25 protein-coding genes are annotated in these 25,392 nt (G+C 71.5%); 8 read left to right on the top strand and 17 right to left on the bottom strand.

Translation table 11 applies throughout. From position 1 onward, the window contains the following. Positions 1-98: 98 nt before the first annotated feature. The 4 genes from meaB to EDD54_RS16065 form a co-directional block, all read right to left on the bottom strand. The gene (gene meaB / locus EDD54_RS16080) at positions 99-1,088 is read right to left on the bottom strand and encodes a methylmalonyl Co-A mutase-associated GTPase MeaB (RefSeq protein WP_126538079.1); all 990 of its coding nucleotides are present in this window, start codon (positions 1,086-1,088) and stop codon (positions 99-101) included. Beyond that, complete coding sequence (locus EDD54_RS16075; protein WP_126538077.1) at positions 1,085-1,678, bottom strand: DUF1131 family protein; 594 nt, start codon at positions 1,676-1,678, stop codon at positions 1,085-1,087. The genes meaB and EDD54_RS16075 overlap by 4 nt, the downstream gene beginning before the upstream one ends. A 77-nt stretch (positions 1,679-1,755) precedes the next feature. Continuing rightward, positions 1,756-3,138 (bottom strand): dipeptidase, encoded by a 1,383-nt coding sequence (locus tag EDD54_RS16070; protein WP_126538075.1) that lies wholly within the window; start codon positions 3,136-3,138, stop codon positions 1,756-1,758. A 92-nt stretch (positions 3,139-3,230) separates the two neighbouring features. Continuing rightward, positions 3,231-4,859, bottom strand: coding sequence for a helicase HerA-like domain-containing protein (locus EDD54_RS16065; protein ID WP_126538073.1), 1,629 nt, complete (start codon positions 4,857-4,859; stop codon positions 3,231-3,233). A 156-nt stretch (positions 4,860-5,015) separates the two neighbouring features. Here EDD54_RS16065 and EDD54_RS16060 point away from each other — a divergent pair, with 156 nt between their 5' ends. Continuing rightward, positions 5,016-5,393 carry a DUF2267 domain-containing protein gene (locus EDD54_RS16060; protein WP_126538071.1) on the top strand — a complete coding sequence of 126 codons (378 nt, stop codon included), beginning with the start codon at positions 5,016-5,018 and terminating at the stop codon, positions 5,391-5,393. A gap of 191 nt (positions 5,394-5,584) precedes the next feature. On the opposite strand, the gene EDD54_RS16055 is transcribed toward EDD54_RS16060, so the two are convergent. Next, positions 5,585-6,295: a helix-turn-helix domain-containing protein gene (locus EDD54_RS16055; RefSeq protein ID WP_126538069.1), complete on the bottom strand. Its 711-nt coding sequence runs from the start codon at positions 6,293-6,295 to the stop codon at positions 5,585-5,587. Between the two features lie 369 nt (positions 6,296-6,664). Here EDD54_RS16055 and EDD54_RS16050 point away from each other — a divergent pair, with 369 nt between their 5' ends. From EDD54_RS16050 to EDD54_RS16040, 3 genes are all read left to right on the top strand, one after another. Beyond that, entirely contained in the window at positions 6,665-8,629 is a 1,965-nt protein-coding gene (locus EDD54_RS16050) for a methylmalonyl-CoA mutase family protein (RefSeq protein WP_245515793.1), read from the top strand. 10 nt (positions 8,630-8,639) lie between these two features. Then, on the top strand, positions 8,640-10,811 hold the full coding sequence (gene scpA, locus EDD54_RS16045) for a methylmalonyl-CoA mutase (protein WP_126538065.1): 2,172 nt from the start codon (positions 8,640-8,642) through the stop codon (positions 10,809-10,811). A gap of 141 nt (positions 10,812-10,952) precedes the next feature. Then, positions 10,953-11,708 carry a class I SAM-dependent methyltransferase gene (locus tag EDD54_RS16040; RefSeq protein WP_126538063.1) on the top strand — a complete coding sequence of 252 codons (756 nt, stop codon included), beginning with the start codon at positions 10,953-10,955 and terminating at the stop codon, positions 11,706-11,708. Between the two features lie 21 nt (positions 11,709-11,729). On the opposite strand, the gene EDD54_RS16035 is transcribed toward EDD54_RS16040, so the two are convergent. Then, positions 11,730-12,392, bottom strand: a complete 663-nt coding sequence (locus EDD54_RS16035; protein ID WP_126538061.1) for a haloacid dehalogenase type II — start codon at positions 12,390-12,392, stop codon at positions 11,730-11,732. Between the two features lie 180 nt (positions 12,393-12,572). On the opposite strand from EDD54_RS16035, the gene EDD54_RS16030 reads away from it, so the two are divergent. Further along, a complete protein-coding gene (locus EDD54_RS16030) occupies positions 12,573-13,427 on the top strand; it encodes a branched-chain amino acid aminotransferase (RefSeq protein ID WP_126538059.1) in 855 nt (284 codons plus the stop codon). Between the two features lie 81 nt (positions 13,428-13,508). Here EDD54_RS16030 and EDD54_RS16025 read toward each other — a convergent pair whose 3' ends face one another. The 8 genes from EDD54_RS16025 to EDD54_RS15990 all read right to left on the bottom strand — a co-directional run bounded on the left by EDD54_RS16025 (position 13,509) and on the right by EDD54_RS15990 (position 21,739). Next, on the bottom strand, positions 13,509-14,468 hold the full coding sequence (locus EDD54_RS16025) for a response regulator (protein WP_166653460.1): 960 nt from the start codon (positions 14,466-14,468) through the stop codon (positions 13,509-13,511). A gap of 93 nt (positions 14,469-14,561) precedes the next feature. After that, complete coding sequence (locus tag EDD54_RS16020; RefSeq protein WP_126538055.1) at positions 14,562-15,158, bottom strand: superoxide dismutase; 597 nt, start codon at positions 15,156-15,158, stop codon at positions 14,562-14,564. Positions 15,159-15,296: 138 nt separating this feature from the next. Then, positions 15,297-15,809, bottom strand: coding sequence for a DUF3833 family protein (locus EDD54_RS16015; RefSeq protein WP_126538053.1), 513 nt, complete (start codon positions 15,807-15,809; stop codon positions 15,297-15,299). A gap of 68 nt (positions 15,810-15,877) precedes the next feature. After that, complete coding sequence (locus EDD54_RS16010; RefSeq protein WP_126538051.1) at positions 15,878-16,156, bottom strand: hypothetical protein; 279 nt, start codon at positions 16,154-16,156, stop codon at positions 15,878-15,880. Positions 16,157-16,300: 144 nt separating this feature from the next. Further along, positions 16,301-18,382 carry a S9 family peptidase gene (locus tag EDD54_RS16005; RefSeq protein WP_126538049.1) on the bottom strand — a complete coding sequence of 694 codons (2,082 nt, stop codon included), beginning with the start codon at positions 18,380-18,382 and terminating at the stop codon, positions 16,301-16,303. A gap of 98 nt (positions 18,383-18,480) precedes the next feature. Continuing rightward, the gene (locus EDD54_RS16000) at positions 18,481-18,834 is read right to left on the bottom strand and encodes a DUF1491 family protein (RefSeq protein WP_126538047.1); all 354 of its coding nucleotides are present in this window, start codon (positions 18,832-18,834) and stop codon (positions 18,481-18,483) included. 57 nt (positions 18,835-18,891) lie between these two features. Continuing rightward, on the bottom strand, positions 18,892-19,938 hold the full coding sequence (locus EDD54_RS23685; RefSeq protein ID WP_126538045.1) for a peptidoglycan-binding domain-containing protein: 1,047 nt from the start codon (positions 19,936-19,938) through the stop codon (positions 18,892-18,894). Positions 19,939-19,942: 4 nt separating this feature from the next. Further along, on the bottom strand, positions 19,943-21,739 hold the full coding sequence (locus EDD54_RS15990) for an ATP-binding protein (protein ID WP_126538043.1): 1,797 nt from the start codon (positions 21,737-21,739) through the stop codon (positions 19,943-19,945). A gap of 443 nt (positions 21,740-22,182) precedes the next feature. Between EDD54_RS15990 and EDD54_RS15985 the strand changes: the two genes are divergently transcribed. Beyond that, entirely contained in the window at positions 22,183-22,563 is a 381-nt protein-coding gene (locus tag EDD54_RS15985; RefSeq protein ID WP_126538041.1) for a DUF5330 domain-containing protein, read from the top strand. Positions 22,564-22,735: 172 nt separating this feature from the next. Beyond that, positions 22,736-23,155: a SufE family protein gene (locus EDD54_RS15980; RefSeq protein WP_126538040.1), complete on the top strand. Its 420-nt coding sequence runs from the start codon at positions 22,736-22,738 to the stop codon at positions 23,153-23,155. A gap of 4 nt (positions 23,156-23,159) precedes the next feature. Here the strand turns inward: EDD54_RS15980 and EDD54_RS15975 are convergent, their stop codons facing one another. Both EDD54_RS15975 and EDD54_RS15970 read right to left on the bottom strand, forming a co-directional pair. After that, on the bottom strand, positions 23,160-23,735 hold the full coding sequence (locus EDD54_RS15975) for a DUF6456 domain-containing protein (protein ID WP_208112223.1): 576 nt from the start codon (positions 23,733-23,735) through the stop codon (positions 23,160-23,162). Next, positions 23,732-24,136: a helix-turn-helix domain-containing protein gene (locus EDD54_RS15970; RefSeq protein WP_126538037.1), complete on the bottom strand. Its 405-nt coding sequence runs from the start codon at positions 24,134-24,136 to the stop codon at positions 23,732-23,734. Before EDD54_RS15970 ends, EDD54_RS15975 begins: the two co-directional genes overlap by 4 nt. Before the next feature lie 316 nt (positions 24,137-24,452). Here EDD54_RS15970 and EDD54_RS15965 point away from each other — a divergent pair, with 316 nt between their 5' ends. Beyond that, entirely contained in the window at positions 24,453-24,692 is a 240-nt protein-coding gene (locus EDD54_RS15965; protein WP_342636608.1) for a hypothetical protein, read from the top strand. 25 nt (positions 24,693-24,717) lie between these two features. On the opposite strand, the gene EDD54_RS15960 is transcribed toward EDD54_RS15965, so the two are convergent. Further along, positions 24,718-25,134: a Ros/MucR family transcriptional regulator gene (locus EDD54_RS15960; protein ID WP_126538035.1), complete on the bottom strand. Its 417-nt coding sequence runs from the start codon at positions 25,132-25,134 to the stop codon at positions 24,718-24,720. Positions 25,135-25,392: the final 258 nt, after the last annotated feature.

Genomic DNA, 25,392 nt, shown 5'->3' with positions numbered 1-25,392 from the left:
CGTGCCTCGATCGTGACCCCGCCCGTCCTCAAAGCACGATCGGCCCGACCGCGCCAGTCCCCGCACGCCGACCGCGCGGTCGGGCACCGCCGGCCGGGTCAGAGGCCGAGCATTTCCGCGATCTCGGCGGCGGCGACGCCCGGCGCCAGCGTGCCGGCGGCGACGGCGGTCTGTCGTTCGGCGAGGGCGGCGCGGATCGCCGGGTCGCGCACCAGCCGTTCCTGGAAGCGCTCGTCGATCATCTCGCGCATCCAGTGCACCTGCTGGGCGCGGCGCTTCTCCGCGAAGCGACCGCTCGCGGTGGTGACATCGCGGTGGCGTGCGACCTCGCCCCACAGCTTGTCGAGCCCTTCGTTGGCGAGGCCGGAGATCGTCAGCACCGGCGGCGACCAGTCGGGCGAAGCCGGGGCGAGGATGTGCAGCGCGGCGCGGTATTCCGCGGCGGCGGCGCGGGCGCGCACGGCGGCGTCGCCCTCGGCCTTGTTGACCGCGATGATGTCGGCGAGCTCGATGATGCCCTTCTTGATGCCCTGCAACTCGTCGCCGGCGCCGGGCAGCATCAGCACCAGGAACACGTCGACCATGTCGGCGACCGCCGTCTCCGACTGGCCGACGCCGACGGTCTCGACGATGATCACGTCGAAGCCGGCGGCCTCGCACACCAGCATGGTCTCGCGCGTCTTGGCCGCGACGCCGCCGAGGGTGCCGGCCGAGGGGGAGGGCCGGACGTAGGCGTTCGGATCGACGGAGAGCCGCGACATCCGCGTCTTGTCGCCGAGGATCGAGCCGCCGGTGCGCGTCGACGACGGATCGACCGCGAGCACGGCCACCTTGTGGCCGGCCGCGGTCAGGTTGGCGCCGAGCTGGTCGATCGTGGTCGACTTGCCGACGCCGGGCACGCCGGTGATCCCGACGCGGAAGGCCCGGCCGGTGTCGGGCAGGATCGCCTGCAGTAGGGCGCGCGCGGCCTTCTGGTGGTCCGGCTTGCGGCTCTCGATCAGCGTGATCGCCCGCGCCAGCGTGGCGCGGTTGCCGGCGCGCACGCCGGCGGCGAGCGCCTCGACGTCTGGGAGCGCCGGCCGGGTCACGACGGCGTGCCGCCCGCAGGCGTCCAGATGATGCGCTGCAGCGTAGCGGTCGACAGCGTGGCGTCGTCGGGCAGGCCGTCGGGCGACATGTAGCCCGGAATGGCGAACACCAGCGTCACGTTCGGCGCGGTGCGCGAACGGCAGATCGGCATGCCGATCCAGTTGCCGGTGCCCTCGCGGCAGTCGGCGCGCGCGACGCGGGCCTCGGCCATGGTCATGCCGATGCGCTCGCCGCCGGGACCGCGCAGGCGCACCGAGACGCCGTGGATCGCGCCGATGCCGCCGCCGGAGCCGGGCAGCACCTGGAGCACCTGCAGCCCGTCCTTGAACAGGGCGAGCGCGTTCTGGGTCTGCTGCTCGGTCGCCATGGTGATGCCCGAGGCCTCGTAGCCCGGCATCGCCTGCTCGACCGCGGCCGAGGAATAGCGCACCGAGCCGTCGAGCGCGCCGGCGCCGGTGGCGGTGATGGCGACGAGGTCGCCGCCCGAGGGGGCGGTCGGCGCGGGGTCGAGGTCGCCGCCGGCGACGCAGCCCGAAAGGGCGAGGGCGAGGACGGCGGCGGCGAAATGGTTCTTCACGGGAATCGACATGGGCGTCCGATAGCACGGGGGACACGGGGGACGGAACGCGGCATCGCGGCCCGGTCGGGCCGCCGTCCACCGCCGCCTCAGCGCGCCAGCGCCGCCAGGATCCGCGCCCAGGACCGGATGCCCTTGTGGTAGCTGCGGACGTCGTATTTCTCGTTCGGCGAATGGATGCGGTCGTCGTCGAGGGCGAAGCCGGCCATCACGCTGTCCATGCCGAGGATGTCCTTGAAGTAGCCGACCACCGGGATCGAGCCGCCCGAACCGGTGATGGCGGTTGGCCGGCCCCATTCGTCGGAAAGCGCGCCGAGGCTGGCGGCGAGCGCCGGGTTGTCGACGGAGAGCCGGATGCCCGGGCTGCCGCCGTGCGGCTCGAACGACACCTTGGCCGCCGGCGGCAGCGCCGCCTCCACGTAGGCGCGGAAGCTCGCCCGGATCGCGTCCGGATCCTGGTCGCCGACGAGGCGGAACGACACCTTGGCGCTCGCCTTCGACGGCAGCACCGTCTTGAAGCCGTTGCCGGTGTAGCCGCCGGTGATGCCGTTGACCTCGGCGGTCGGGCGCGACCACAGCTTCTCGAGCACGGTGCGGTCGGTCTCGCCCGCCGGCGCCGACAGCCCGACGGCACCGAGGAAGGCGGCGCCGTCGAAGCCGAGGCCGTCCCAGTTGGCGCGCACCGCCGGGTCGAGCTCGGGCACGCCGTCGTAGAAGCCGTCCAGCGTGACGCGGCCGGCGTCGTCGTGGAGCCCGGCGAGGATGCGCGCGAGCACGTGGATCGGGTTCGGCGCCGCGCCGCCGTACATGCCGGAGTGCAGGTCCTGGTCGGCGCAGGTGATCGTCACCTCCTCGCCGACGAGGCCGCGCAGCATGGTGGTGACCGCCGGGGTGTCCTCGTCCCACATGCCGGTGTCGCAGACGAGCGCGACGTCGCGCGCGAGCTCCGCCTTGTTCGCCTCGAGGAAGGGCACCAGCGACGGCGAGCCGGACTCCTCTTCGCCCTCGGAGAGGATGGTGACGTTGATCGGCAGCCCGCCGGTCGTCTCGACATAGGCGCGGCAGGCCTCGACGAAAGTCATCAGCTGGCCCTTGTCGTCGGAGGCGCCGCGGGCGGTGATGCGCTCGCGCCCGTTCGGCCCCTCGGCCACCACCGGCTCGAACGGCGGCGAGGTCCACAGGTCGACCGGGTCGACCGGCTGGACGTCGTAGTGGGCGTAGAACAGCACGTGCGGGGCGTCCGGACCGGCCTTGGTCCAGTGCGCCACCACCATCGGGTGGCCCGGGGTGTCGCGCACGGCGGCGTCGAAACCGATCGCGGCGAGTTCGCCGACCAGCCATTCGGCGGCGCGCCGGCATTCGGCCCGATAGGCCGGGTCGGTCGAGATCGAGGGGATGCGCAGGAGGTCGAGCAGGCGGTCGAGGCTGGCCGGGAATCCGGCGTCGATGCGGGTGAGGACGGCGTCGAGCATCTCTGGATCGATCCGATCGGTTCGCAGGGGAGGGGCGGCCGGGCCGGCCGGCGCCGGGAAGGGCGCCGGACCCGGACCCGCGGCCGCGGGGGTCACTTCAGCAGGCTGCCGAGCACGCCGCGGATCAGCGCCTTGCCGAGCTGGCTGCCGACCTGCGAGGACACCGAGCGCACCACCGACTTCACCGCGGCCTCGACCACGGTCTGCCGTCCGCCGGTCCACGGCCGGTCGGCGCGAGCTTCCTCGCTTTCGCGGCGGCGGCGCTCGGCGGCGGATTCGTATTCGTCGAGCCGGGGCGGGCGTGCCGGTTCGTCCGGTGCCGGGGCGGGCGGCGCCTCGCGGGTCGAAGGGCCCCAGCCGAAGTCGGGCACCCGGAAGCCGCCGCCGCTCGGGGCGGCCGGCGGCGGCGTGGCGCGACGCTTGTCGGACGGCCGGCCGTCGGCGCGGGCCTTCAGGATCTCGTAGGCGGACTCGCGGTCGACGGTGTCGTCGTAGACGCCCTTCAGCGGGCTCGCGCCGACGACGGCCGCGCGCTCCTCGTCGGTCAGCGGCCCGAGCCGCGACGACGGCGGCCGGATCAGCGTGCGCTCGACCATCGACGGCACCGCCTTGCCCTCCAGCATCGACACCAGTGCCTCGCCGACGCCGAGCTTGGTGATGGCGTCGAAGGTGTCGAAAGCCGGGTTGGCGCGGAAAGTGTCGGCGGCGACCCGCACCGCCTTCTGTTCGCGCGGCGTGTAGGCGCGCAGCGCGTGCTGGACGCGGTTGCCGAGCTGGGCGAGCACGCTGTCCGGCACGTCGAGCGGGTTCTGCGTCACGAAGAAGATGCCGACACCCTTGGAGCGGATCAGCTTGACGACCTGCTCGACCTTGTCGACCAGCGCCTTCGGCGCCTCGTCGAACAAGAGGTGCGCCTCGTCGAAGAAGAACACCAGCTTGGGCTTGTCGGGGTCGCCGACCTCGGGCAGTTGCTCGAACAATTCGGACAGCAGCCAGAGCAGGAAGGTGGCGTAGAGCTTCGGCGTGCTCATCAGCTTGTCGGCGGCGAGCACGTTGACCGCGCCGCGGCCGTCGGCGGTCGTCTTCATCAGGTCGGCGATGTCGAGGCCGGGCTCGCCGAAGAAGCGGTCGCCGCCCTGCTGCTCGAGCACCAGCAGCTGGCGCTGGATCGCGCCGACGGTCGCCTTGGCGACGTTGCCGTAGCGCGCCGAGACCGCGTCGGCGTTCTCGGCGAGATAGGTCAGCATCGACCGGAGGTCCTTGAGGTCGAGCAGCAGCAGCCCCTCGTCGTCGGCCACCTTGAAGGCGACGTTGAGCGCGCCCTCCTGGACGTCGTTGAGGTCGAGGAGGCGCGACAGGAGCAGCGGCCCCATCTCCGAGATCGTCGTCCGGATCGGGTGGCCCTTCTCGCCGAACAGGTCCCAGAAGATCGTCGGCGCGGCCGAGAAGGCGTATTCGTCGGAGAAGCCGATGTCGTGGGCGCGCTGGACCAGGAAGTCCTTCGGGTCGCCGGCGGCGGCGATGCCGGACAGGTCGCCCTTGACGTCGGCGCAGAACACCGGGACGCCGGCGTCGGACAGGCCCTGCGCCATCACCTGCAGCGTCACGGTCTTGCCGGTGCCGGTGGCGCCGGTGACGAGACCGTGGCGGTTGGCGAGCTTCAGCGCGAGATACTCGGGCTTGGTGCCGGTGCCGAGATAGACCTTGTCGCCTGCGAGCATCCGCGGAACCCCATCCCCGGCGCGAACCGGTCGTTGACGCTCGTCGGTTTATAGGAGGTCGTGACGCGCGGCTCAATCCGGCGCACGCGACCCGCGCGGCTTGCGCCGGGGGGCGGGCCCTGCGAATGTCGCGCCGGCAACGAGTGGGAATCGTCGATGGAAGAAGTCATCGCGCGGATCGCCGACGCCGCCGGCGTCGAGACCGCGAAGGCCGACCGGGCCGTGCGCATCATCCTCAATTTCCTGCACGAGGACGGGCCCGGCGAGAAGGTCGAGCGGATCGCCGCCGAACTCGGCATGACCGCCTATCTCGACGGTGCCGGCCCGAAGCGCGGACTGCTGGCCAAGGTCGGCGGGCTGTTCGGGGCCGGTGGCGCCATGGCCGCCTACGGCGCGCTCACCGCCGAAGGGCTCGACCTGCCCGAGATCCAGCGCCTCGTCGGCGCCTTCGTGGCGATCGCCCGCGAGAAGGTCGGCAGCGACACCGTCGACGAGGTCGTCGCGGCGATCCCGGGCCTCGCCCAGTTCGTCTGATTCGCGGCCGGACGGGCGAGCCGCCGCGAGGCCCCGACGCGTCGGCGTCTCGCGGGAGCGGTCTCGCACCAGGCTCGCGAAGTCCCCACGCGTTGGGACTTTGCGAGGTTTCGGCCGTTCCGCCGGCGCCCGGACGGGCGCTCCTCATCCTAGAAGCTCCGACCAGAGGTCGGAGCTTCTCGGGCTCGGTCTCAGTCCTCGAGCGTGATCTGGCCGTAGCGGATCGCCTCGACCACGGTCTGAGTTTTGTTGGAGGCGTCGAGCTTCTCGCCGGCGTTCTGCAGGTGCGCGTGCACGGTGCGCTGCGAGATGTTGAGCAACTCGGCGATCTCCTGCGCGGTCTTGCCGGTGGCGGTCAGCTCCAGCACCTTGCGCTCGCGCGCCGACAGGTCGCCCGGGCGCGAGTCGATCAGGAAGCCGAGCGCGCGCAGGCGGCGGAAGGCCTGGTTGCACAGGAAGTCGAAGGCGACGAGGTCGAGTTCGGTCAGCGACAGCGCCGTACCGAGGCCGACCACCGCGGCCTGATAGGGCAGGATCGACTTCACCGGCACCGCGACGATGCGCGCGGCGGCCTCCGGACCGGCGGCGGCGACGAGGTCCGAGTAGCCGGAGATACTGACGCCGTCGACCAGGAACGGACGGTTGGCGACGCGGCAACGCTCCAGGATCGGGTCGCCCTTGGCTATGGTGATGAGCTGGCCGCGCTCGCTGCGGATGTCCGGCCACTTCATGTGCAGGATCAGCGGCTCCACCGGCCGGCCCGGCATCGGCAGGCCCGTGACCAGGATGTGGCTCGCGCCGTGACTGATCAGCCGCCGTTCGACGATGTCGAAAATCCGGTTGGCGCTCGAGCAGGTCCTGAGTCCTACGGCATCGGCGAGAATATCGTCAGGCGTGTTCATCGCATCTCGTACCCGGTCTTGCGTTTCAGCGTGGACACGGGCCCGTCTCCGTTCCCCCTGGCTACCGGGGGCGGCGGATGGCGGCACACGGCTCCGCCCGGCGGGTCCATGTCGGTTCAGAAGACCACCGCGTCGGGCTCCCACGCCTCCCCACACGAGGCGGCGCGGCCGTTCGGGCCGCGCACGGGCTCCGCGACGACGGCCCCGATCCCTTCGGCCGGCCTCCGCCGCGAGGGCGGGCGGTCGTCCTGTCCGAAGTCGTCGGAACACACCGGCCGGCTTGCGGAGCGTTCCGCGAGCCGGCTTCGTCGGTCTTCCCCAGTTATGCGTGCCGCCGGTCCGAGGATCGGCGGTACTTCTTCGACAGCAATGCGACGCGATGGCCACCTTAAGGCTAGTTGTGCCTGCCGCGCGCCCGTCCCTATAACTCGGCACCCGGACCCGAGGGCCATCCCATCCCATTCGTGCCACGGACAGCGAGAGCCCATGGACTTAGATCTCGAGCAATTCGGCGATATCCCCCCCGTCACGCGAGAGGCGTGGGACGCGGCCGTCGCCAAGGCACTGGGAACCTCGACGCTCGACCGGCTCCGCGCCGTCACCGCGGACGGTATCGCCGTCCCGCCCCTGACCGCCCCCCGTTCGGACCGCGATCCGTTGCCGGCGCGCGGTCCCGGGAATCCGTGGTCGATCGTCCAGCGAGTCCGGTTCGGCGACCCCGCGGCCACCAATGCCCGTATTCTCGACGAACTGGCCGGCGGAGCCGACGCGATCGACCTCGTGTTGCCGTCTCCACCGGACCACGTCGTGGTTTTCGACGATGCCGACGAAGGCCGAGGTAAACTAATACGCGCCTTTGCAAGTGTCTACCTCGACATGGTCACCGTCCACCTGACCGGTGGTGCCGGGGTGGTCGGGGCGGCCGAAGCGCTACTCTCGATTGCCGACGGAACATCCCCCGGACGCTCTACGGTAAAGCTGAGGCTCGGTCACGATCCGATCGCAGATCAATCGTTAAAATTATCGGTGACCGACGCGGAAGCCGTCGTCGCCGCTCACTTGGCCCGATTGGCCTCGCTCGCGCCGCGTTGCAACCCGGAGGGATCCCTCCTCGCCGCCTCCGGACAACCTTGGCATGCCCTCGGCGCCTCCGAGGCGCAACAGGTCGCGCTCGCGCTCGCCAGCGCCTTGACGTTCGTTCGACTGGCGGATGCCGCGGATCTGCCCGATCTCGGCCCCGAAAGACTTGCGGGGGCGTTGGAATTTCGTCTGGTCGCGGACCAGAACCAGTTTCTGACCATCGCCAAGCTGCGCGCCTTCCGCCGGCTGTGGGCGCTGGTGACCGACGAACTCGGTCTGCCCGCCCGGCCGGCCTTCGTCCATGCCGAGCCGGCTTGGCGCACGATGACCCGGCGCGACCCCTGGGTGAACATCCTGCGTTCCACCGTGGCGTGCTTCGCCGCGGCCGTCGGCGGCGCCGACGCCGTCACCACCGTGCCGCACACCGACCTGATCGGTATGCCCGACGACGCCGCGCGGCGGCTGTCGCGCAACGTCCAGGCCGTGCTGATGGACGAATCGAACCTGCACATGGTGGCCGATCCCGCCGCCGGCGCCGGCGCCATCGAGGCGCTGACCGATTCGCTCGCCGAGCGCGCCTGGGACGAGTTCCGCGCCATCGAGGCCGAGGGCGGTCTCCTCGCCAGCCTCGCCGCCGGCGCGGTGACCGGGCGCATCGCCGCGGTCGATAAGGCCCGGCGCACCGAGGTGGCGCGTCGGCGTCTGCCGATCACCGGCACGAGCACCTATCCGTTGCTCGCCGAGCGCACACCCGAGGTGCTCGACGGGCCGCCGGCGCCCGCGCCCGTCGCCGGCGCCCGCCGCCTCGCCGAGCCGTGGGAGGCGCTGCGCGACCGCTCCGACCGCGCGCTCGCCGAGGCCGGCGTCCGGCCGCGCGTGTTCCTCGCCAACCTCGGCCCGGTCGCCGCCTTCACCGCCCGCACCACCTTCGCCAAGAACCTGTTCGAGGCCGGCGGCGTCGAAGCCGTGGCCGGGGCGGGTGGCGACGACGTCGTCGCGCTCGCCGCCGCGTTCCGCGCCTCGGGCGCCGCGCTCGCGTGCCTGTGCTCCGACGACCGCACCTACGAGGCGTTCGCCGCCCCCGCCGCGGAGGCGCTGAAGGCCGCGGGCGCCCGGGTCCTCCTGGCCGGCCGGCCGAAGGAGGCCGAGGCCGCCCTGCGCGCGGCCGGCGTCGACGACTTCGTCTTCGACGGCATGGACGCGCTCGCCCTCCTCGAGGGCCTCCACACCCTTCTCGAAACGCCCGCCGCGTGAGGACAGCGCCATGAAGTCCGGAGTTTCCTTCGCGAACGTGCCCTATCGCGTGGTCGAGCCCGCGGCCCGCGCCGCCGCCGGCGCCGGCGAACCCTGGGTGACGCCCGAGGGCGTGCCCGTGAAGGGCGCCTACACGGCCGCCGACGTCGCGGGACTGCGCCACCCGCACACCTTCCCCGGGCTCGCGCCCTTCGTGCGCGGCCCCTATCCGACCATGTACGTCCAGCAGCCCTGGACGATCCGGCAGTACGCCGGCTTCTCGACCGCCGAGGATTCCAACGCCTTCTACCGGCGCAACCTCGAGCAGGGGCAGAAGGGCCTGTCGATCGCCTTCGACCTCGCCACCCACCGCGGCTACGACAGCGACCATCCGCGCGTGTCGGGCGACGTCGGCATGGCCGGCGTGGCGATCGATTCGATCTACGACATGCGCATCCTGTTCGACCGCATCCCGCTCGACCAGATGTCGGTGTCGATGACGATGAACGGCGCCGTGCTGCCGGTGCTGGCGCTCTACGTGGTGGCAGCGGAGGAGCAGGGCGTCTCGGCCGACAAGCTGTCGGGGACCATCCAGAACGACATCCTCAAGGAGTTCATGGTCCGCAACACCTACATCTACCCGCCGGCGCCCTCGATGCGCATCATCTCGGACATCTTCGCCTACACCTCGGCGAACATGCCCAAGTTCAACTCGATCTCGATCTCCGGCTACCACATGCAGGAGGCCGGGGCGACGGCGGATCTGGAACTCGCCTATACGCTCGCCGACGGCATCGAATACGTCCGCGCCGGCATCGCCGCGGGCATGTCGGTCGACCGCTTCGCGCCGCGCCTGTCGTTCTTCTGGGCGATCGGCATGAACTTCTTCATGGAAGTCGCCAAGATGCGGGCCGCCCGCTTGCTGTGGTCGATCCTGATGAAGCGCGAGTTCGCACCGAAGGACGAGCGCTCGCTCTCCCTGCGCACCCATTCGCAGACCTCCGGCTGGTCGCTGACGGCCCAGGACGTCTTCAACAACGTGGTGCGCACCTGCGTCGAGGCGATGGCGGCGACCCAGGGCCACACCCAGTCGCTCCACACCAACGCCCTCGACGAGGCGCTGGCGCTGCCGACCGACTTCTCCGCCCGCATCGCCCGCAACACCCAGATCATGCTGCAGGAGGAGAGCGGCACGACCAAGATCATCGATCCCTGGGGCGGCAGCCACTTCGTCGAGAAGCTCACCTACGACCTCGCCGAGAAGGCGCTGGAGCACATCCGCGAGGTCGAGGCGCTCGGCGGCATGGCCAAGGCGATCGAGGCAGGCATCCCCAAGCTTCGCATCGAGGAGGCCGCCGCCAAGACGCAGGCCCGCATCGATTCCGGCGCCCAGCCGGTCATCGGCGTCAACAAGTACCGGGTCGACAGCGACGTCGCGATCGACGTCCTCAAGGTCGACAACTCCGCCGTCCGCGCCGCCCAGATCGCCAAGCTGCAGCGCCTCAGGGCCGAGCGCGACCCGAAGGCGGTCGAGGCCGCGCTCGACGCGCTGACGAAGGCGGCCGGCGAGGGCTCCGGCAACCTCCTGGCGCTGTCGATCGAGGCCGCCCGCGCCAAGGCGACCGTCGGCGAGATCTCCTACGCCATGGAGAAGGTGTTCGGGCGCCACAAGGCCGAGATCCGCGCGATCTCCGGCGTCTACAAGCGGGAGGCCGCACGCATGACCGACCAGATGAAGCGCGTCGCCGACCTCGTCGCCGGCTTCGAGGAGAACGACGGCCGCCGCCCGCGCATCCTGGTCGCCAAGATGGGCCAGGACGGCCACGACCGCGGCCAGAAGGTGATCGCCTCGGCCTTCGCGGACCTCGGCTTCGACGTCGACATCGGCCCGCTGTTCGCGACGCCGGACGAGGCGGCCCGGCAGGCGGTCGAGAACGACGTCCACGTCATCGGCGTGTCGTCGCTGGCGGCCGGCCACCTGACGCTGGTGCCCGAGCTCAAGGCCGCGCTCGCCGCCGAGGGCCGCGGCGACATCATGATCGTCGTCGGCGGCGTCATCCCGCCGCAGGACTACGACGCGCTCCTCGCGGCGGGTGCCACCGCCATCTTCCCGCCGGGAACGGTGATCGCCGAGGCCGCCGAGAAGCTGCTGCACAAGCTGAACGCCCAGCTCGGCTACGAGCCCCGCGCCGCCGCGGAGTGAACCGGCGTACGCGGGTCCCGACGACCGGTCCTACGTGTTGATCCGCCCGGCCGTTGTTTCGTTTCGCGAAGTAACAGCCGGGCGGGAAATGGTACCGTGCCGGCCGCGGACCGATTCGGGTCCGCTCCCTGCCGGTGACCCATGTCGACGACCCAGTCCACCCTGGACATCCTGAATCGCCTCGAAGATTTCGTCTGCGCCGAAACCGGCATGGTCGTCCACGCCGGGCCCTACCGCGGCATGCGGCTGCTGCGCGAGCGCTCCTGGGCCACGGGCGACATTCCGGCCAAGCTGATCGGCAGCTACGAGATCGAGGTCCAGGAGGTGGTGGCGCGCTTCCTCGAGGGACGCTACGGCGCGATCGTCGACATCGGCTGTGCCGAGGGCTTCCACGCCATCGGCGCCGGCCTGCTCGCGCCGGGCACCCCGGTCTACGGCTACGACACCAACCCCGAGGCGGTCCGCATCCTCGGCCTCGCCGCCGACGCAAACGGCATCGGCGACCGCGTGTTCGGCCGCGGCCTCTGCGACGCGGCGGAGCTCGCTCGTCTCGCCGCGGAGCACCGCCGCCTCTTGGTGATCTCGGACTGCGAGGGCTTCGAGAAGACGCTGTTCACCGACCCGGTCGCGATCCAGGCGCTGGCGACCTCCGACGTGATCGTCGAGTGCCACGACTTCATCGACGCGACCACGACGTCGAGCCTGATCCAGGCGCTCCAGACCAGCCACCGCATCGACATCGTCTACAGCGGCGCCCGCGATCCCAACGCGGTGCCGTTCCTGCGCAAGCTGCCCGACGTCTGGCGCTGGGTCACCATCCAAGAGCGCCGGCCCTGCGTGATGCACTGGCTGGTCTGCACCGCCCTCAGCCCGCACCGCGGCAAGGTCTGGCCCTGACGCGGTGCCGGTCGGACCTGCTCAGGGCAGGTCGGGCAGGCCGGAGAGATCCTTCAGCACCGCCGCCGGGCGCATGTCGGGGTATTCGTCGACGGCGCCGGCGCGGTTGATCCACACGGCGCGGAAGCCGAAGCGCGCCGCACCGGCGACGTCCCAGCGGTTCGACGACTGGAACGAGATCGCGTCCGGGAACACGCGGTAGGCCAGCGTCACGATCTCGTAGACCCGCGGATCCGGCTTGTAGATCCGGATCTGGTCGACCGAGAACACGTCGTCGATCGAGGTGTCCAGACCGGCCGCCCGCACCGCTGTGTCGAGCATGCGCGGCGAGCCGTTGGAGAGGATGGCGATGCGCGCGCCCTCCGCCTTCAGCCGCTTCAGGAGCTCGGGCACCTCCGGATAGCAGTCGAGCCCGCGGTAGGCGTCGAGCAGATCGTCGCGGAAGCGGCGGTCGGCCGAGGGGAAGGCGGCGAAGGCGGTGTCGAGCGCGTCCTCGGTCAGGCGCCAGAAATCGCGGTAGGTGCCGGCCAGCGTCCGCACCCAGGAATATTCGAGCTGCTTGGCGCGCCACAGGTCGGACAGCCGCTGCGCGTCGGGGCCGAGGGCCGCCGCGTGGCGCCGCACCGCGGCATGGACGTCGAACAGCGTTCCGTAGGCGTCGAAAACATAGGTGGCGAAGGCCATGACCGCATTCCCGGGGCGGGTCCGCCGACCTGCTCCGGCGCCCGCGCCGAGAGACTATCCGACTTTCGTTGCACCGCAACCAGGACCTCCGGTCGCGCCCGCCGGCCCGTTCGGTTGACAAGCCGGCGGCCGGGGCGTTCCCTGCCGCCGGGTGCGCAATCCGGTTGCTTGGGAACGATCATGACGGCGTGGACGAAGACGTGGACGTGGCTGGACGGCGACTGGCACGAGGGCAACGTGCCGATCTGGGGGCCGCGCACCCACGCCTTCTGGCTCGGCTCCACCGTGTTCGACGGCGCCCGCTTCTTCGAGGGCGTCGCCCCCGACCTCGACCTCCACTGCCGCCGCGTCAACCGCAGCGCCGAGGCGCTCGGCCTGAAGCCGACCATGGCGCCCGAAGCGATCGCCGAGATCGCCCGCGACGGCTTCGCGCGCTTCGACGGGGCGACCGCTCTCTACGTCCGCCCGACCTACTGGGCGGAGGAGGGCGGCTTCATGTCGGTGCCGCCGCTGCCCGAATCGACCCGCTTCTGCCTGACGCTCTACGAGGCGCCGATGCCGGAGCCGACGGGTTTCTCCGCGACGACGACGCGCTTCCGCCGGCCGCTGCCGGAGACCGCCCCGCTCGACGCCAAGGCCGGCTGCCTCTACCCCAACAACGGCCGCGCCCTGCTCGAGGCCAAGGCCAAGGGCTTCGAGAACGCCCTGGTCTGCGACATGCTCGGCAACGTCGCCGAATTCGCCACCGCCAACGTCTTCGTCGTCAAGGACGGCGTGGTCGCCACGCCCGCCGCCAACGGCACCTTCCTCGCCGGCATCACCCGCAGCCGAGTCGCCGACCTGCTGCGCCGCGACGGCTACACGGTCCACGAGACCATCCTGAAGCCGGCCGATCTCCTCGACGCCGACGAGATCTTCTCGTCCGGCAACTATTCCAAGGTGATGCCGGTGATCCGCTTCGAGGACCGCCACCTCCAGCCCGGGCCGGTCACCATGCGCGCCCGCGAGCTCTACTGGGACTTCGCCCACGGCTGAGGTCTGACCGGGACGGGTTCCGCCAGCGTGGCCGTGCGACGATGCGAAGTCCCGAGCGGTCGGGACGTCGCGGGCGAGATCTCAGAGATCGAGGAAGTGGAAGTCCGCCTCGCCGGCCGGGGGGCGCTTCGGCGCCGACCGTTCCGGCGCCTTCGTCTCGGCGGGCTTGGCGGCCGCGGGCAGCCGCGGCGCGGCGAACGGCGGCGGCGCAGCGGCCGGCGGCGCCGAGCGGACCGGAGCGGGGGCCGCGACCGGCGCCGCCGCGGGGGCGGGCGCCGGAACAGCAGGCGGTGCCGGGGGCGCCGGCGGCACGGCAGCCGGGGCGGCCGCGGCGGCGATCTCCTCGCGCATCGGCGTCGGCACGCGCACCACCGTCTTCTTGCCGTTCTTGTCGGTGATCACGCTGACCGGGATCGTGGTGATCGGGCCGACCAGCACGGGCTCGACCACCTCGGGCTCGAGCGGGCTCGGCCGCACCTTGCCGTATTTCCGGCGCGTCTCGGCCCGCATGGCCTTCAGCATCGTCTCGTCGACGACGATGGCCTCGTTCTTCACCCGCCTCTCCGGACCGTGGTAGCGCGGGTCGTTGCGGCGGCGGCGGTCCGGGCCGAAATAGCCCGTGGGCGTCTTGATGTAGACCCGCGGGCGCTCGAACACGGCGACCAGGCGCTCGCGCAGCTGCACCGCGCTGAAAGGCTTGACCAGCACCTCGTCGATGCCGTGCGAGATCGCCGACAGGATCAGCTTCCGTTCCCCCGCCCCGGTGGCGAGGATGATCGGTACGACGCGGTTCACGACGACGTCGGCGTGGCGGACCTTGTCGGCGAATTGGAAGCCGTCGACCGGCCGCATCACGAGGTCGGTGACGATGCAGTCGACGTGGGCGCGCGTGCAGAACAGGAAGGCCTCCCGGGGATCCTCGAACTCGTGGATCCACTGGAAGCCGAACTCGCGCAGCATGGCGCCGACGATCGCCAGGAACTTCCTGTTGTCGTCGACCACCACGATCGAGCGATCGGAATAGGGGAGAACTCGCGACACGGGAATCGCCTCCAACCGGAGTAGGATTCCCGCATCGCCCTTAACATATCGTAAGCACAATTCCCGAGGATTGCTCCGGAATGCGCGTTCCGATCAGACCGCCGCGGCGTAGAGCTCGGCGACGTAGTCCCAGTTCACGAGGTTGTCGAAGAAGGCCTCGAGGTACTTCGGGCGCAGGTTTCGGTAGTCGATGTAGTAGGAGTGCTCCCACACGTCGACGCCGAGCAGCGGCGTGCCGCCGTGGACCAGCGGATTCTCGCCGTTCGCGGTCTTGGTGACGACCAGCTTGCCGTCCTTCAGCGCCAGCCAGGCCCAGCCCGAGCCGAACTGCGTCACGCCGGCCTGGATGAAGTCGGCGCGGAATTTGTCGAGACCGCCGAGATCCTCGTCGATCTTCTTGGCGAGTTCACCGGGAATCGCGCCGCCGCCGTTCGGCTTCATCCACTTCCAGAAGTGGAGGTGGTTGTAGTGCTGGCCGGCGTTGTTGAACAGGCCGGCGTTCTTGCCGAAGGAACCCTTGACGATCTCTTCGAGCGAAGCGTTCTCCCACTCCGTGCCCTTCAGCAGATTGTTGCCGTTGTTCACGTAGGCGAGGTGGTGCTTGTCGTGGTGATACTCCAGCGTCTCGCGCGACATGTAGGGGCCGAGCGCGTCGTGGGCGTAGGGGAGTTCGGGCAGTTCGAAGGCCATGGAAGTCTCCTCGGTCAAGATCGGGAGGCGACGGATGCCCGGAAGGGCGAGCCGCGACGGCGGGACCTTAGAGGGTCGCGTCCGAGCGGGCAACGCCGAGACGACCGCGCGGGATCCTTCGCGATCGCGAAAGCGACCTCATCGCCGGAACGTGATCTCGACCTTTCCGACGAGGAGACCCGCGAAGGTGACGTCCGCGGTATTTACAACGGTGTGCGCGTCGATCCGGCGGAGGGTGTCCTCGAAGCGGAGCTTGCGCCCGCCGCCGGCGCCGCCGGACCTGACCTCGGCGACATAGCCCATCCTGACCGCGCCGTCCTCGGTGCGCACCGGAACGATGCCGTCCACGCCGGTGCGCCGGCCGTCCCAGCGGCCCTCGCCGGAGCGCACGAAACGCCAGATCGCCTGCTCGTGCATGCCGTCGTCGTAGGCGACGTGCTCGACCAGGACGAAGGATCCGTCCTCGAACCGGCCCTCGGTCAGGACGTTGATTCCGCGGACGATTCCGAGGAGGTCGGAGACGAAGCGCCCCCGGCCCCGCGTCCGGCCGGTGAAGAAGTCCTCCAGGATCAAAGGCTCCGTGGCGGCTCGCGCGGGTGCGGCCACCAGCGTGGCGAGGGCGAGCGTGGTGAATTGACGGCGGTCCAGCATGGCGGCTCCGGCGATGTTTTCGCCGACCGTTACGCCGCGACCGCGGGTCCGGATCAGGGGAGAAGCGATCAGCCGCTCTGCAGGAACACCAGCATGTCGTTGGTCAGCTGCACGCCCGATCCCGGGGTGCGCGGGGTGCTCTCGACCTTTGGCGCCTCCTCGCGGCGGCGGTCGTCCGCGGCGCGGCTCTCGGCCTCGGCCCGGACCGTCTCCGTCCGTTCGGCCCGGGTGGATTCGGCGCGGCCGCGCTCCTCGGCCTGCCGGGCCTCCGTCCTGGTGTCGTCGCGCACGGGGCGCTGATAGGTCGGCCGCGCGCCGGCGCCGGTGCTGCTCGAGATCGAGGACATCGCCATGCTCCCGCGAGGCCCGCCCCGGCGGGGCGGAACCTCGGGAAGAATACGCCCCCCGCCCGAAGGGAGGCTTTACCGCGACGTACGAAACCGACGCGTTCCGTCAACCTTTCGTCAACCATCCGACAACCGGCCGTCCCGTCACGCCTTGCCGGTCACCTTCAGCGCGAAGGCGTACTCGAGGGCGTCCTCCTTGAGGCCGTCGAAGCGACCGGAAGCGCCGCCGTGGCCGGCGTCCATGTTGGTGCGCAGGAGGAGGAGGGCATCCCCCGTGGACAGCTCGCGCAGCTTCGCCACCCACTTCGCCGGCTCCCAATAGGTGACCCGGGGATCGGTGAGGCCGGCCATGGCGAGGATCGGCGGATAGGCCTCGGCGGCGACGTTGTCGTAGGGGCTGTAGGAGCGGATGCGGGCGAAGTCCTCGGCGCTCTCGATCGGGTTGCCCCACTCCGGCCACTCGGGCGGGGTCAGCGGCAGGGTGTCGTCGAGCATGGTGTTGAGCACGTCGACGAAGGGCACCACCGCCAGGATGCCGGCGAAGAGATCCGGCGCCATGTTGGCGACTGCGCCCATCAGCATGCCGCCGGCCGAGCCGCCCTGCGCGACGATCCGGCCGCGGGCGGTGTAGCGCTCGGCGACGAGGTGTTCGGCGGCGGCGACGAAGTCGGTGAAGGTGTTGGTCTTCTTCTCGCGCTTGCCGTCCTTGTACCAGCGGTGGCCCTTGTCGGTGCCGCCGCGGACGTGGGCGATGGCGTAGACGAAGCCGCGGTCGACCAGCGACAGCACCTTGGTGGAGAAGCCCGCGGGCATGGCGATGCCGTAGGCGCCGTAGCCGTAGAGCAGCAGCGGCGCGCTGCCGTCCACGGCGGTGTCGCGGTGGTGGAGGATCGTCACCGGCACCTTGGCGCCGTCGGCGGCCGGGGCGAAGATGCGCCGGGTGACGTAGTCCGACGGCTCGTGGCCGGACGGCACCTCCTGGGTCTTGCGCAGGAAGCGCTCGCGGGTCGCCATGTCGTAGTCGTAGACCTGCGCCGGCGTGGTCGGCGAGGAATAGCTGAAGCGGGTGACGGTGGTGTCGAACTCGTAGCCGCCGACGAGGCCGAGCGAATAGGCCTCCTCGGGGAAGGCGATGGCGTGCTCGGCCCCCGAGGACAGCTCGCGGATCACGATCCGGGGCAGGCCGTCCTTGCGCTCCAGCCGGACCATCCGGCCGCGGTAGACGATCATGGTCAGGATCAGCCGGCCGGGTTCGTGGGCGACCACGTCGACCCAGTTCTCGCGGCCCGGCGCCTCGACCGGGGCGGCGACGATCTTGAAGTCCTCGGCGCCGTCGGCGTTGGTGAGTATGTAGAAGCGGTCGGCGCCGTCGTCCTCGATCGAATACTCGACCTCGCTCTCGCGGGCGGCGACGAGGCGCGGCTCGGCGGCGGGATCGGCGGCCGGGACGACGCGGATCTCCGAGGTCTCGTGGTCGTGGCTCTCGATCACCAGGAAGCGGCCGGACTGGGTCTTGCCGACGCCGGTGAAGAAGCCCGGATCGGGCTCGCGGTAGACGAGGACGTCCGCCTCGGCCGGTGTGCCGATCACATGGCGGAACACCTTCTCGGAGCGATGGTTGTCGTTCAGCCAAGTGTAGAGGAACGACTTGCCGTCGGCCGCCCAGGCGACGCCGCCGGCGGTGTTCGGCACCTCGTCGGCAAGGTCGGCGCCGCTGTCGAGGTCTTTGACGCGGACGACGTGGAACTCCGAGCCCTTGTCGTCCAGGCTCCAGGCGAGCAGCCGGTGGTCCGGGCTGTGGCTGACGCCGCCGAGGTGGAAATAGGCCTTGCCGGTGGCGAGCGCGTCGCCGTCGAGCAGCACCTCTTCCGGTCCGCCGTCGCGCAAGCTGCGGACGAAGCGGGGATATTGCGCGCCCTCGAGATAGCGCGAGCCGTAGGCGTAGGGCCCGTGCGGCGCCGGCACCGAGCTGTCGTCCTCCTTGATGCGCCCGCGCATCTCGGCGACGAGGCGGGCCTGGAGGTCGACGGTGTCGGCCATGGCGGCGTCGCACCAGGCGTTCTCGGCCTCGAGATGGGCGCGGATGTCGGCCGGCAGAACGGCGGGATCGCGGATGACCTCCTGCCAATTGTCGGCGCGCAGCCACGCGTAGTCGTCGACCAGCGTGACGCCGTGGTGCTCGCTGGTGACCGGGCGCTTGTCCGCGCGGGGGGCTTCGGCGCTCATCGGGCTCTCCGATCGATCATTGCGTTGGACCCTGAGTTAGACGCCGGCGGCGCCGTGGGCAACCATGCGGTTGCCGGCCGTCCACGACGCCGCGGCGCTCACCCCTCGACCACGTCCAGGTCGGCGACGCCGGCGCGGTCCTCGGTCTCGACGATCCAGCAGTCCGGGTCGAAGCCGCGTTCGCGGGAAAGGCGGGCGTCGACGTCGGGTTCGGGGGCGGCGGCGGCCAGGCGCTCGAACAGGCGGCCGCCGGCGACGGCGGGGTCGTCGATCTCGAACAGCGCCTGCGGCGCCGGGCCGTAGAGATCGGCGGTGCCGTCGAGCCGGGCGACCTTGACGAAGATCGCCCCGGCCTCGGCCGCCCCGCGTCGGACCACGGCGGTGAAGCGGCCGGCGTCGTTGCGGCGGCGGACGTAGGCGGAGACGAAGAAGTCGGAGGTGATGCGCGCCATGGCTCGGCCTCGTCGGTGACGGGCACCCGTAGCGCGCCGCGGCGCCGGGCGGAAGGCTCAGCGCGCCGACAGGCCGCCGATGCGCACCAGTTCGCGCAGGAACCGCTCGTTGATCGAGCCGGTCGGCGGCAGGTTGCGGCTCTCCTCGAAGCGGCGAATCGAATCGCGCGTCGCCACCGTCATCACGCCGTCGGCCTTGAGCGGGCCGTAGCCGAGCAGGTCGAGCGCCTCCTGGATCTTGGCGAGCCGCGGGTCGGAGGCGGCCGGGGAGGGGGTCGGCGCCGGCACGGCGGGCTCGGTGCGGCCGATCGCGGCGGTGGCGGCGGGCACGTCCTCGGCGTCGGCACGGACCGGCTCGACGGCGACGGCGCGCACGGGCGCGAGCGGGGTCGGCTCGGTCGCCTCGGCGGCGGCGTCGATCCGCGGGCGCGCGGCAGGGGCCGGAGCCGGCGGTTCGGCGGTTGCGCGAACCGGGATCACCGCCGGCGTGGCGGCCTCCGCGGGGAGGGGGATCGCGGCCGGCGCGGCGGGGGCGGCCGGCAGCGGCTCGGGCGCGACCGGGTCGGCGGCGGCGTGGCGGCGCGGCGAGGGCCGCGGCAACGGTACGGATCCGGTGGCGGCGGGCTCGTCGGCGTCGAGGGATTCGGGCGCGTCGGGCGCCGCAGCGTCCCGGGCGCCGCCGCGCAGCACCTCGAGCAGCTCGGCCGTCGGCGCGCCGGTGGCCGGCAGGCCGGAGGCCTTCTCGTAGGCCGCGATCGCGGTGCTGGTCATCGGGCCGGGCAGGCCGTCGACGTCGCCGCCGTAGTAGCCGCGCGCCTTCAGGGCGAGCTGGATGTCGGCGACCATGGCGCGGTCGCGCAGGTTGAAGGGCTCGCGCGGTTCGGCCGCCGGCTCGGCGGCGGCCGCGACCGGCCGGGTGCCGAGGAACAGCGGCGCGGGATGCGGGCCGGACTGCAGCGCCAGCGCATTGGTCATGATCGCGATCGCCATCGCGGTCATGACGAGGCCGCCGGCGGTCGAGGTCGGGTTGGCGAACAGCACGCCGGCGGCACTGCGGGCGATCGAGCGCGGGGGTGGTTCGAGGTCGAGGTCGCGTCGCGGCATGGCGTCAGGCCCTCATCGCCTGGCGCGTCGGCGCGGTGGCGTCGGTGCGCCGACCGGCGCGCGGCGCCAGCTGGGCGGGTTCGCGGTCGCTGCCGATCGGCAGCGTCACGGTCACGGTGGTGCCGGCCCCGAGGCGCGAATCGATCGCGAGGCTGCCGCCGTGCAGCGCGGCGAGGCCCTTGACCACGGAGAGGCCGAGGCCGGTGCCCTCGTGGCGACGGTCGTAGCCGCTGTCGGCCTGGACGAAGGGATTGCCGAGCCGCGGCAGGTCCTCCGGCGCGATGCCGATGCCGTCGTCCTTGACGAACAGCGCGATGCGGCTGCCATCGCGACGGGCGCCGACGACGACGCGGCCGCCGCGGTCGGTGAACTTGACCGCGTTGGAGACGAGGTTGAGCAGGATCTGCCGGCAGGCGCGCGGATCGGCGCAGAGCTCGGGCAGACCGGCTTCGATGTCGGTGTCGAGCACGAGGCCGCGGTTCTCGGCTTGCGGCGCCATCAGCTGGCGGCAGCGCTCGATCACGGGGGCGAGCTCGAACGGCTCGGGCGTGACGTCGAACGAGCCGGCCTCGATCTTCGACATGTCGAGGATGTCGTTGACGACCTGCAGCAGGTGCTCGCCGGAATCCTTGATCAGGCGGGCGTATTCGGCGTGGCGCTCGTATTCGAGCTTGCCGAAGATCTCCTGCACGAGGATGTCGGAGAAGCCGATGATGGCGTTCAGCGGCGTGCGCAGCTCGTGGCTCATGTTGGCGAGGAAGCGGGTCTTGGCGAAGCTGGCGGCCTCGGCGTCGGCGCGCGCCTTGACGAGCTCGATCTCCTGGGTCTTGCGCTCGCCGATGTCGCGGGTGACCGCGACGACGACGCCGCCGGCGACCACCGCGTCCGCGGTGCGGCGCATGCGCGCCTCGACCCACAGCCAGCTCTCGGCCTCCCCGTCCTCGCCGCGGCGGATCCGGAACTCGGCGGCGCCGGTGCCCTTGTGGATCGCGTCGGAGAGGGCGGTCAGGTAGGCGGGACGGTCGGCGACGTGGACGCGGCGGAACAGGCCGTCGCCGCCGAGCCGGCTCGGCCGGACGCCGAGCAGGCGCTCGGCCGCCGGCGAGGCGAAGGCGACGTCGCCGTCGGCACCGTGGCAGGTGACGACGTCGGTCATGGTGTCGGCGAGCAGGCGGTAGCGCCCCTCGCCGTCGAGCACGCGACGCTCGTCGAGACGATGCTGGGCCTCGACCCGGGTCGCGATCCCGGCGGCGTAGCCGAGCGCGACGATGCCGGCGAGGCCGTTCATCAGGGCGGGGCCGCCCGGCAGCGCCAGCGGCGCCGCGATCAGGCCGAGCCCGTCGGCGGTGGCGACGGCGAGCAGGCCGGCGGCGCCGATGCCGGCGGCCGAGAGGATGACGCCGCGCCGGCGCGACAGCGTCGCCTCGATCGGGGCGACGGCGAACCAGACCGCGGCGAAGGAGGTGAGGCCGCCGGTGTGCAGCGCGACCCAGGCGACCAGCACGGTGAGGACGGCGGCCGAGAGCACGTAGCCGCGCGAGAGGTCGCCGCTGCGCGACACCGCCAGAGCGACCAGCACCTCGAGGCCGAGGATCGACAGCGCGGTCGCGGCGAAGACGGCGAGGCCGCCGCCGAGCACGAGGCAGAGCGGGATCAGCGCGAGGGCGAGGAAGCCCGAGACGAGATGCGCGCCGATGAAGGCGCGGTGGCTCGCCGCGGCCTGCGGATCGGCACCGACCGATCCGTCGACGAACGGATCGAGCGCACGCTCCAGTCCCGCTGTGATGTCTCGGATACGCAAAGACGCTTTCCCAAGCCGGCGGTTGGACCGCTTCCCGCTGTTGGTCCGACGGTGCCACGGCCCTGTTTATGGAGTGTTGATGGGCCGGCCCGCACCGGGGCGGGAAAGGCGGTTCGAAGGCTCGAACCGCCCGATCGGGCCGATCGATCGAATTCACGGTTAAGCCTTCGTAACCAAACCGCCCCGATGCCGCCAAGCAGTGCCAAGTACACGTCGGCAAGGGAAATTCGATCGTTGCGAGGCCGCGCGGCGAGCGTTGCTTACAATTTTAGAGAAATACGATCGAGTTTTGAGCGATCGGATCAAACGGACCGCAACGGGGCTCTGCTAGGACTTTCCCATCGGCAGGTCGCCGACGGCATCGGGCGAGCGGAAACGCTTCCGATGCCGGACCGGACGGACGGTGATCGTCCGGCGGCGACCGGGACGGCAGGGTGTTCGCCATGATGTTTCTGATCAGGACCGCGTTCTGGCTCGGCGTCGTGATCATGCTGATCCCGGTCGACCAGGAGGCCGCGAGCGAGGCCCGCGAGGCCCGGCTCGAGACCATCGGCGCCTTCGAGGCCGTCGGCGCCGCCCAGGAGACCCTCGCCGACGTCGGCGGCTTCTGCGCCCGCAACCCGCAGACCTGCGAAGTCGGCGGCCGCGTCGCCACCACCTTCGCCCTGAAGGCGCGCACCGGCGCCCGCATCGTCTCCGAATTCATCGACGAGCAGCTCGCCGGCACGTCGCAGCCGGCGCAGGTCGACCGGGGGACCCTGACCCCGTCCGACCTCACCCCAGAGTGGCGCGGTCCGGCCGGCGGTCACGCCGGCAACGCCTGACCTCATCCGGCGGCGCCCGTCGCCCGGAACCCGTGCCCCGTCTTCCCTGCCCCGCCGCGCCCGCCCATCCGCGGGCCCGGAAGGGTCACTCGACCGCCCGAGCGAGGAGCCCGGGCGGTCTTTTTTCGTGCGGGGGAACGGTCTATATCGCGGGTCCCGACGGAGGACAGCCGTGGCCGCGACCCTTGACGAGATCCGCGACAACTTCGCCTTCCTGGACGACTGGGACGACCGGATGAGCTACGTGATCGAGCTCGGCCGGGCGCTGCCGCCGTTCCCGGAGGAGGCGCGCACCGACGCCAACAAGGTGCGCGGCTGCGCCAGCCAGGTCTGGCTGTCGACGAGGATCGAGCGCGCGGACGGCGAGCCGCGGCTGGTGTTCGTCGGCGACAGCGACGCCTTCATCGTCCGCGGGCTGATCGCCATCCTGGAGGCGGCCTATTCCGGCCGCCCGGCGCGCGAGATCCTCGCCGGCGACCCCGAGGCGATCTTCGACGAACTGGATCTGAAGGGCCATCTCACCGCCCAGCGCTCCAACGGCCTGCGCTCGATGGTCGACCGCATCCGCCGCGAGGCGGCGGCGGCGGGGTGAGGGGTCACGCCCGCGGCTTGTAGTCCGGCGCGCCCCAGGAGCGGGTGCGGGCCCGGTCCGCACCGACGGCGCGGTCGGAGAGGCCGTAGTGGCGGGCGAGGGCGGCGAGCGCGAGACGCAGCACCACCTTGCCCGAGCGCGCCGGCCAGGCGCGGTCGCGCTCGATGTCGCCGAGCCCCTTGAGGTGACAGCAGACGTCGATCAGCAGCGAGGCGAATTCCGGCCCGACCGCGGCGACCGCGGCGGCGACCCGGTCGCGCGCCGCCATCGCGGCCTCGCCGACGACGAGCGCGCCGCCGGCGCCGCCACGCCGTCGCTCCGCCGGCCCGCCGAGGGCGTCCCAGTTCATGGTGGTGCGCGCGATCAGGCCGCCGATGGTGTAGTCGCGGCGGAACCGCTCGCCGGCGACGAACTCGGCGTCGCCGATCAGGCTGGCGCCGTCGCGGTCGCGCCGGCTGCGCAGCCAGCCGAGCGGGCTCTCGGCGGCGTCGAAGCCGGGGAGTTCGGAGGCCGGGTCGACGTCGTCCCCGGGGGCGGCGTCGCGGCGGGGCGCCGGGCGGCGCGGGGCGGCGGCGCTCACTGCATCACCTCCACGGCGGCGGCCGCGCCGGCGCGCGCCGCCATCCACTGCTCGACGGCCGCCTCGACGGTGGCGACGACGGCGTCGATGCGCGCGGCGTCGCGGCGGTCCTCGACGACGCGGCAGGCGTGGGCGGCGGTGGTGCGGTCGCGGCCGAACAGCCGCGCCGCCCGCGTCAGCGACAGCCCGAGGCGGACGTGCAGCACGTAGATCGCGACCTGACGGGCGAAGGCGACGCGGGCCCGGCCACGGCGCCGGCCGCGCAACGTGTCGGCCTCGACGGCGAAGGCGCGCAGCACGATCTGCTCGAGCACCGTCGCCGCGATCTCGAGGTCCGGCGGGGTGGGAACCGCCCGGCTCGGACGGCGCGACGCCTCGCAGGTGGGACTGCAACTGTACATCGGGAACCCCCTCGCTGGTGATAGGAATTTATGCCTATCAGGACAACACGAGAGGGTCGGGCCGGGGATAACTTTTAGTTGCTTCCTCCGGATTAACGTTACGGGAGCGGTTGTTTCTACTGCGGACGATCGGAGGCGGTGCTTACCGTAAGTTGTCCTCGGGGTGCTTCGGCCGGTCTACGCTCCGCCTGACCCTCGCCGTCCCGGAGCCCGCCCCTTGCCTCACGACACCGATCCGCGCGGCCCCGCCGCCAGCCGCACCGCCGTCGCGGCCATCGTCGCCGAGGGCGTCGCCCGCTACCGCCGCGCCGAGATCCTGCCGCGGCTGCTGCCGGTCGGTCCGGACGACCTCGGCCCCGACGGCCCGGCGCGGACCCGGCGCCTGTGCCGCCTGCTCGCCCGGGCCCTGCGCGGCGAACGCGGCCGCGGCCGGGCCGGCCACTGGAGCTACAGCCTCGACCGCCACCTCGCCCTGGTCCAGGCCTACCGCGCCGAACGGGCGCATCTGACGGCGCTGGAAAAGCGAGAGGGGCGCGGAAACCCGCGCCCCTCGTGAACTCTCTCGTCCGTGCCGGAGACGGTCAGCGGCCGCGGCGGCGCTGCTGGCCGAGGCCCATCTTCTTGGCGAGCTCGGAGCGCGCCTGGGCGTAGTTGGGGGCCACCATCGGGTAATCCGGCGGAAGGTTCCACTTCTCGCGATACTCTTCCGGCGACATGTTGTAGTGCGTGCGCAGGTGGCGCTTCAGCGACTTGAACTTCTTGCCGTCTTCCAGGCAGATGATGTAGTCGGGCGTGACCGACTTCTTCACCGGCACGGCGGGCTTGACCGGCTCCGGCTCGGACTCGACCGGGCCACCCTGGACGCGGTTGAGGGCGCCGACGACGTCGAAGATCAGGTTCGGAAGATCCGCGGCGGGAACCGAGTTGTTGCCCACGTAGGCGGCCACGATATGCGCGGCGAGTTCGATCGTCGTAGAGTTGTCTTCGATATCGCTCATGGTCCAGCAGGTCCCCTGGTGACGGTCGTGAACGAACTACGGGCCCGCTCGAATTCGCGACGTGAACGATTACCGGATGCTCTGCCCGGCACTCGCGCATGTTCGCGTTGATCGGAACAGTGAACGGATCCCTTCAGGAACGTTGCTTTCCAATAGCCCTCTTCGCCCAAGAACACAAGCCACATCCCGGTCGGACGCGAAGATTCCGCAGTCGATCGCCATTCCATGACTTCGGCGGGTGGCGCTGCGCGGATCGCG

The sequence above is a fragment of the Oharaeibacter diazotrophicus genome, from assembly GCF_004362745.1.
GTDB classification, from domain to species: Bacteria; Pseudomonadota; Alphaproteobacteria; order Rhizobiales; family Pleomorphomonadaceae; genus Oharaeibacter; species Oharaeibacter diazotrophicus.
This window is presented reverse-complemented; position numbering and strand designations above follow the sequence as displayed.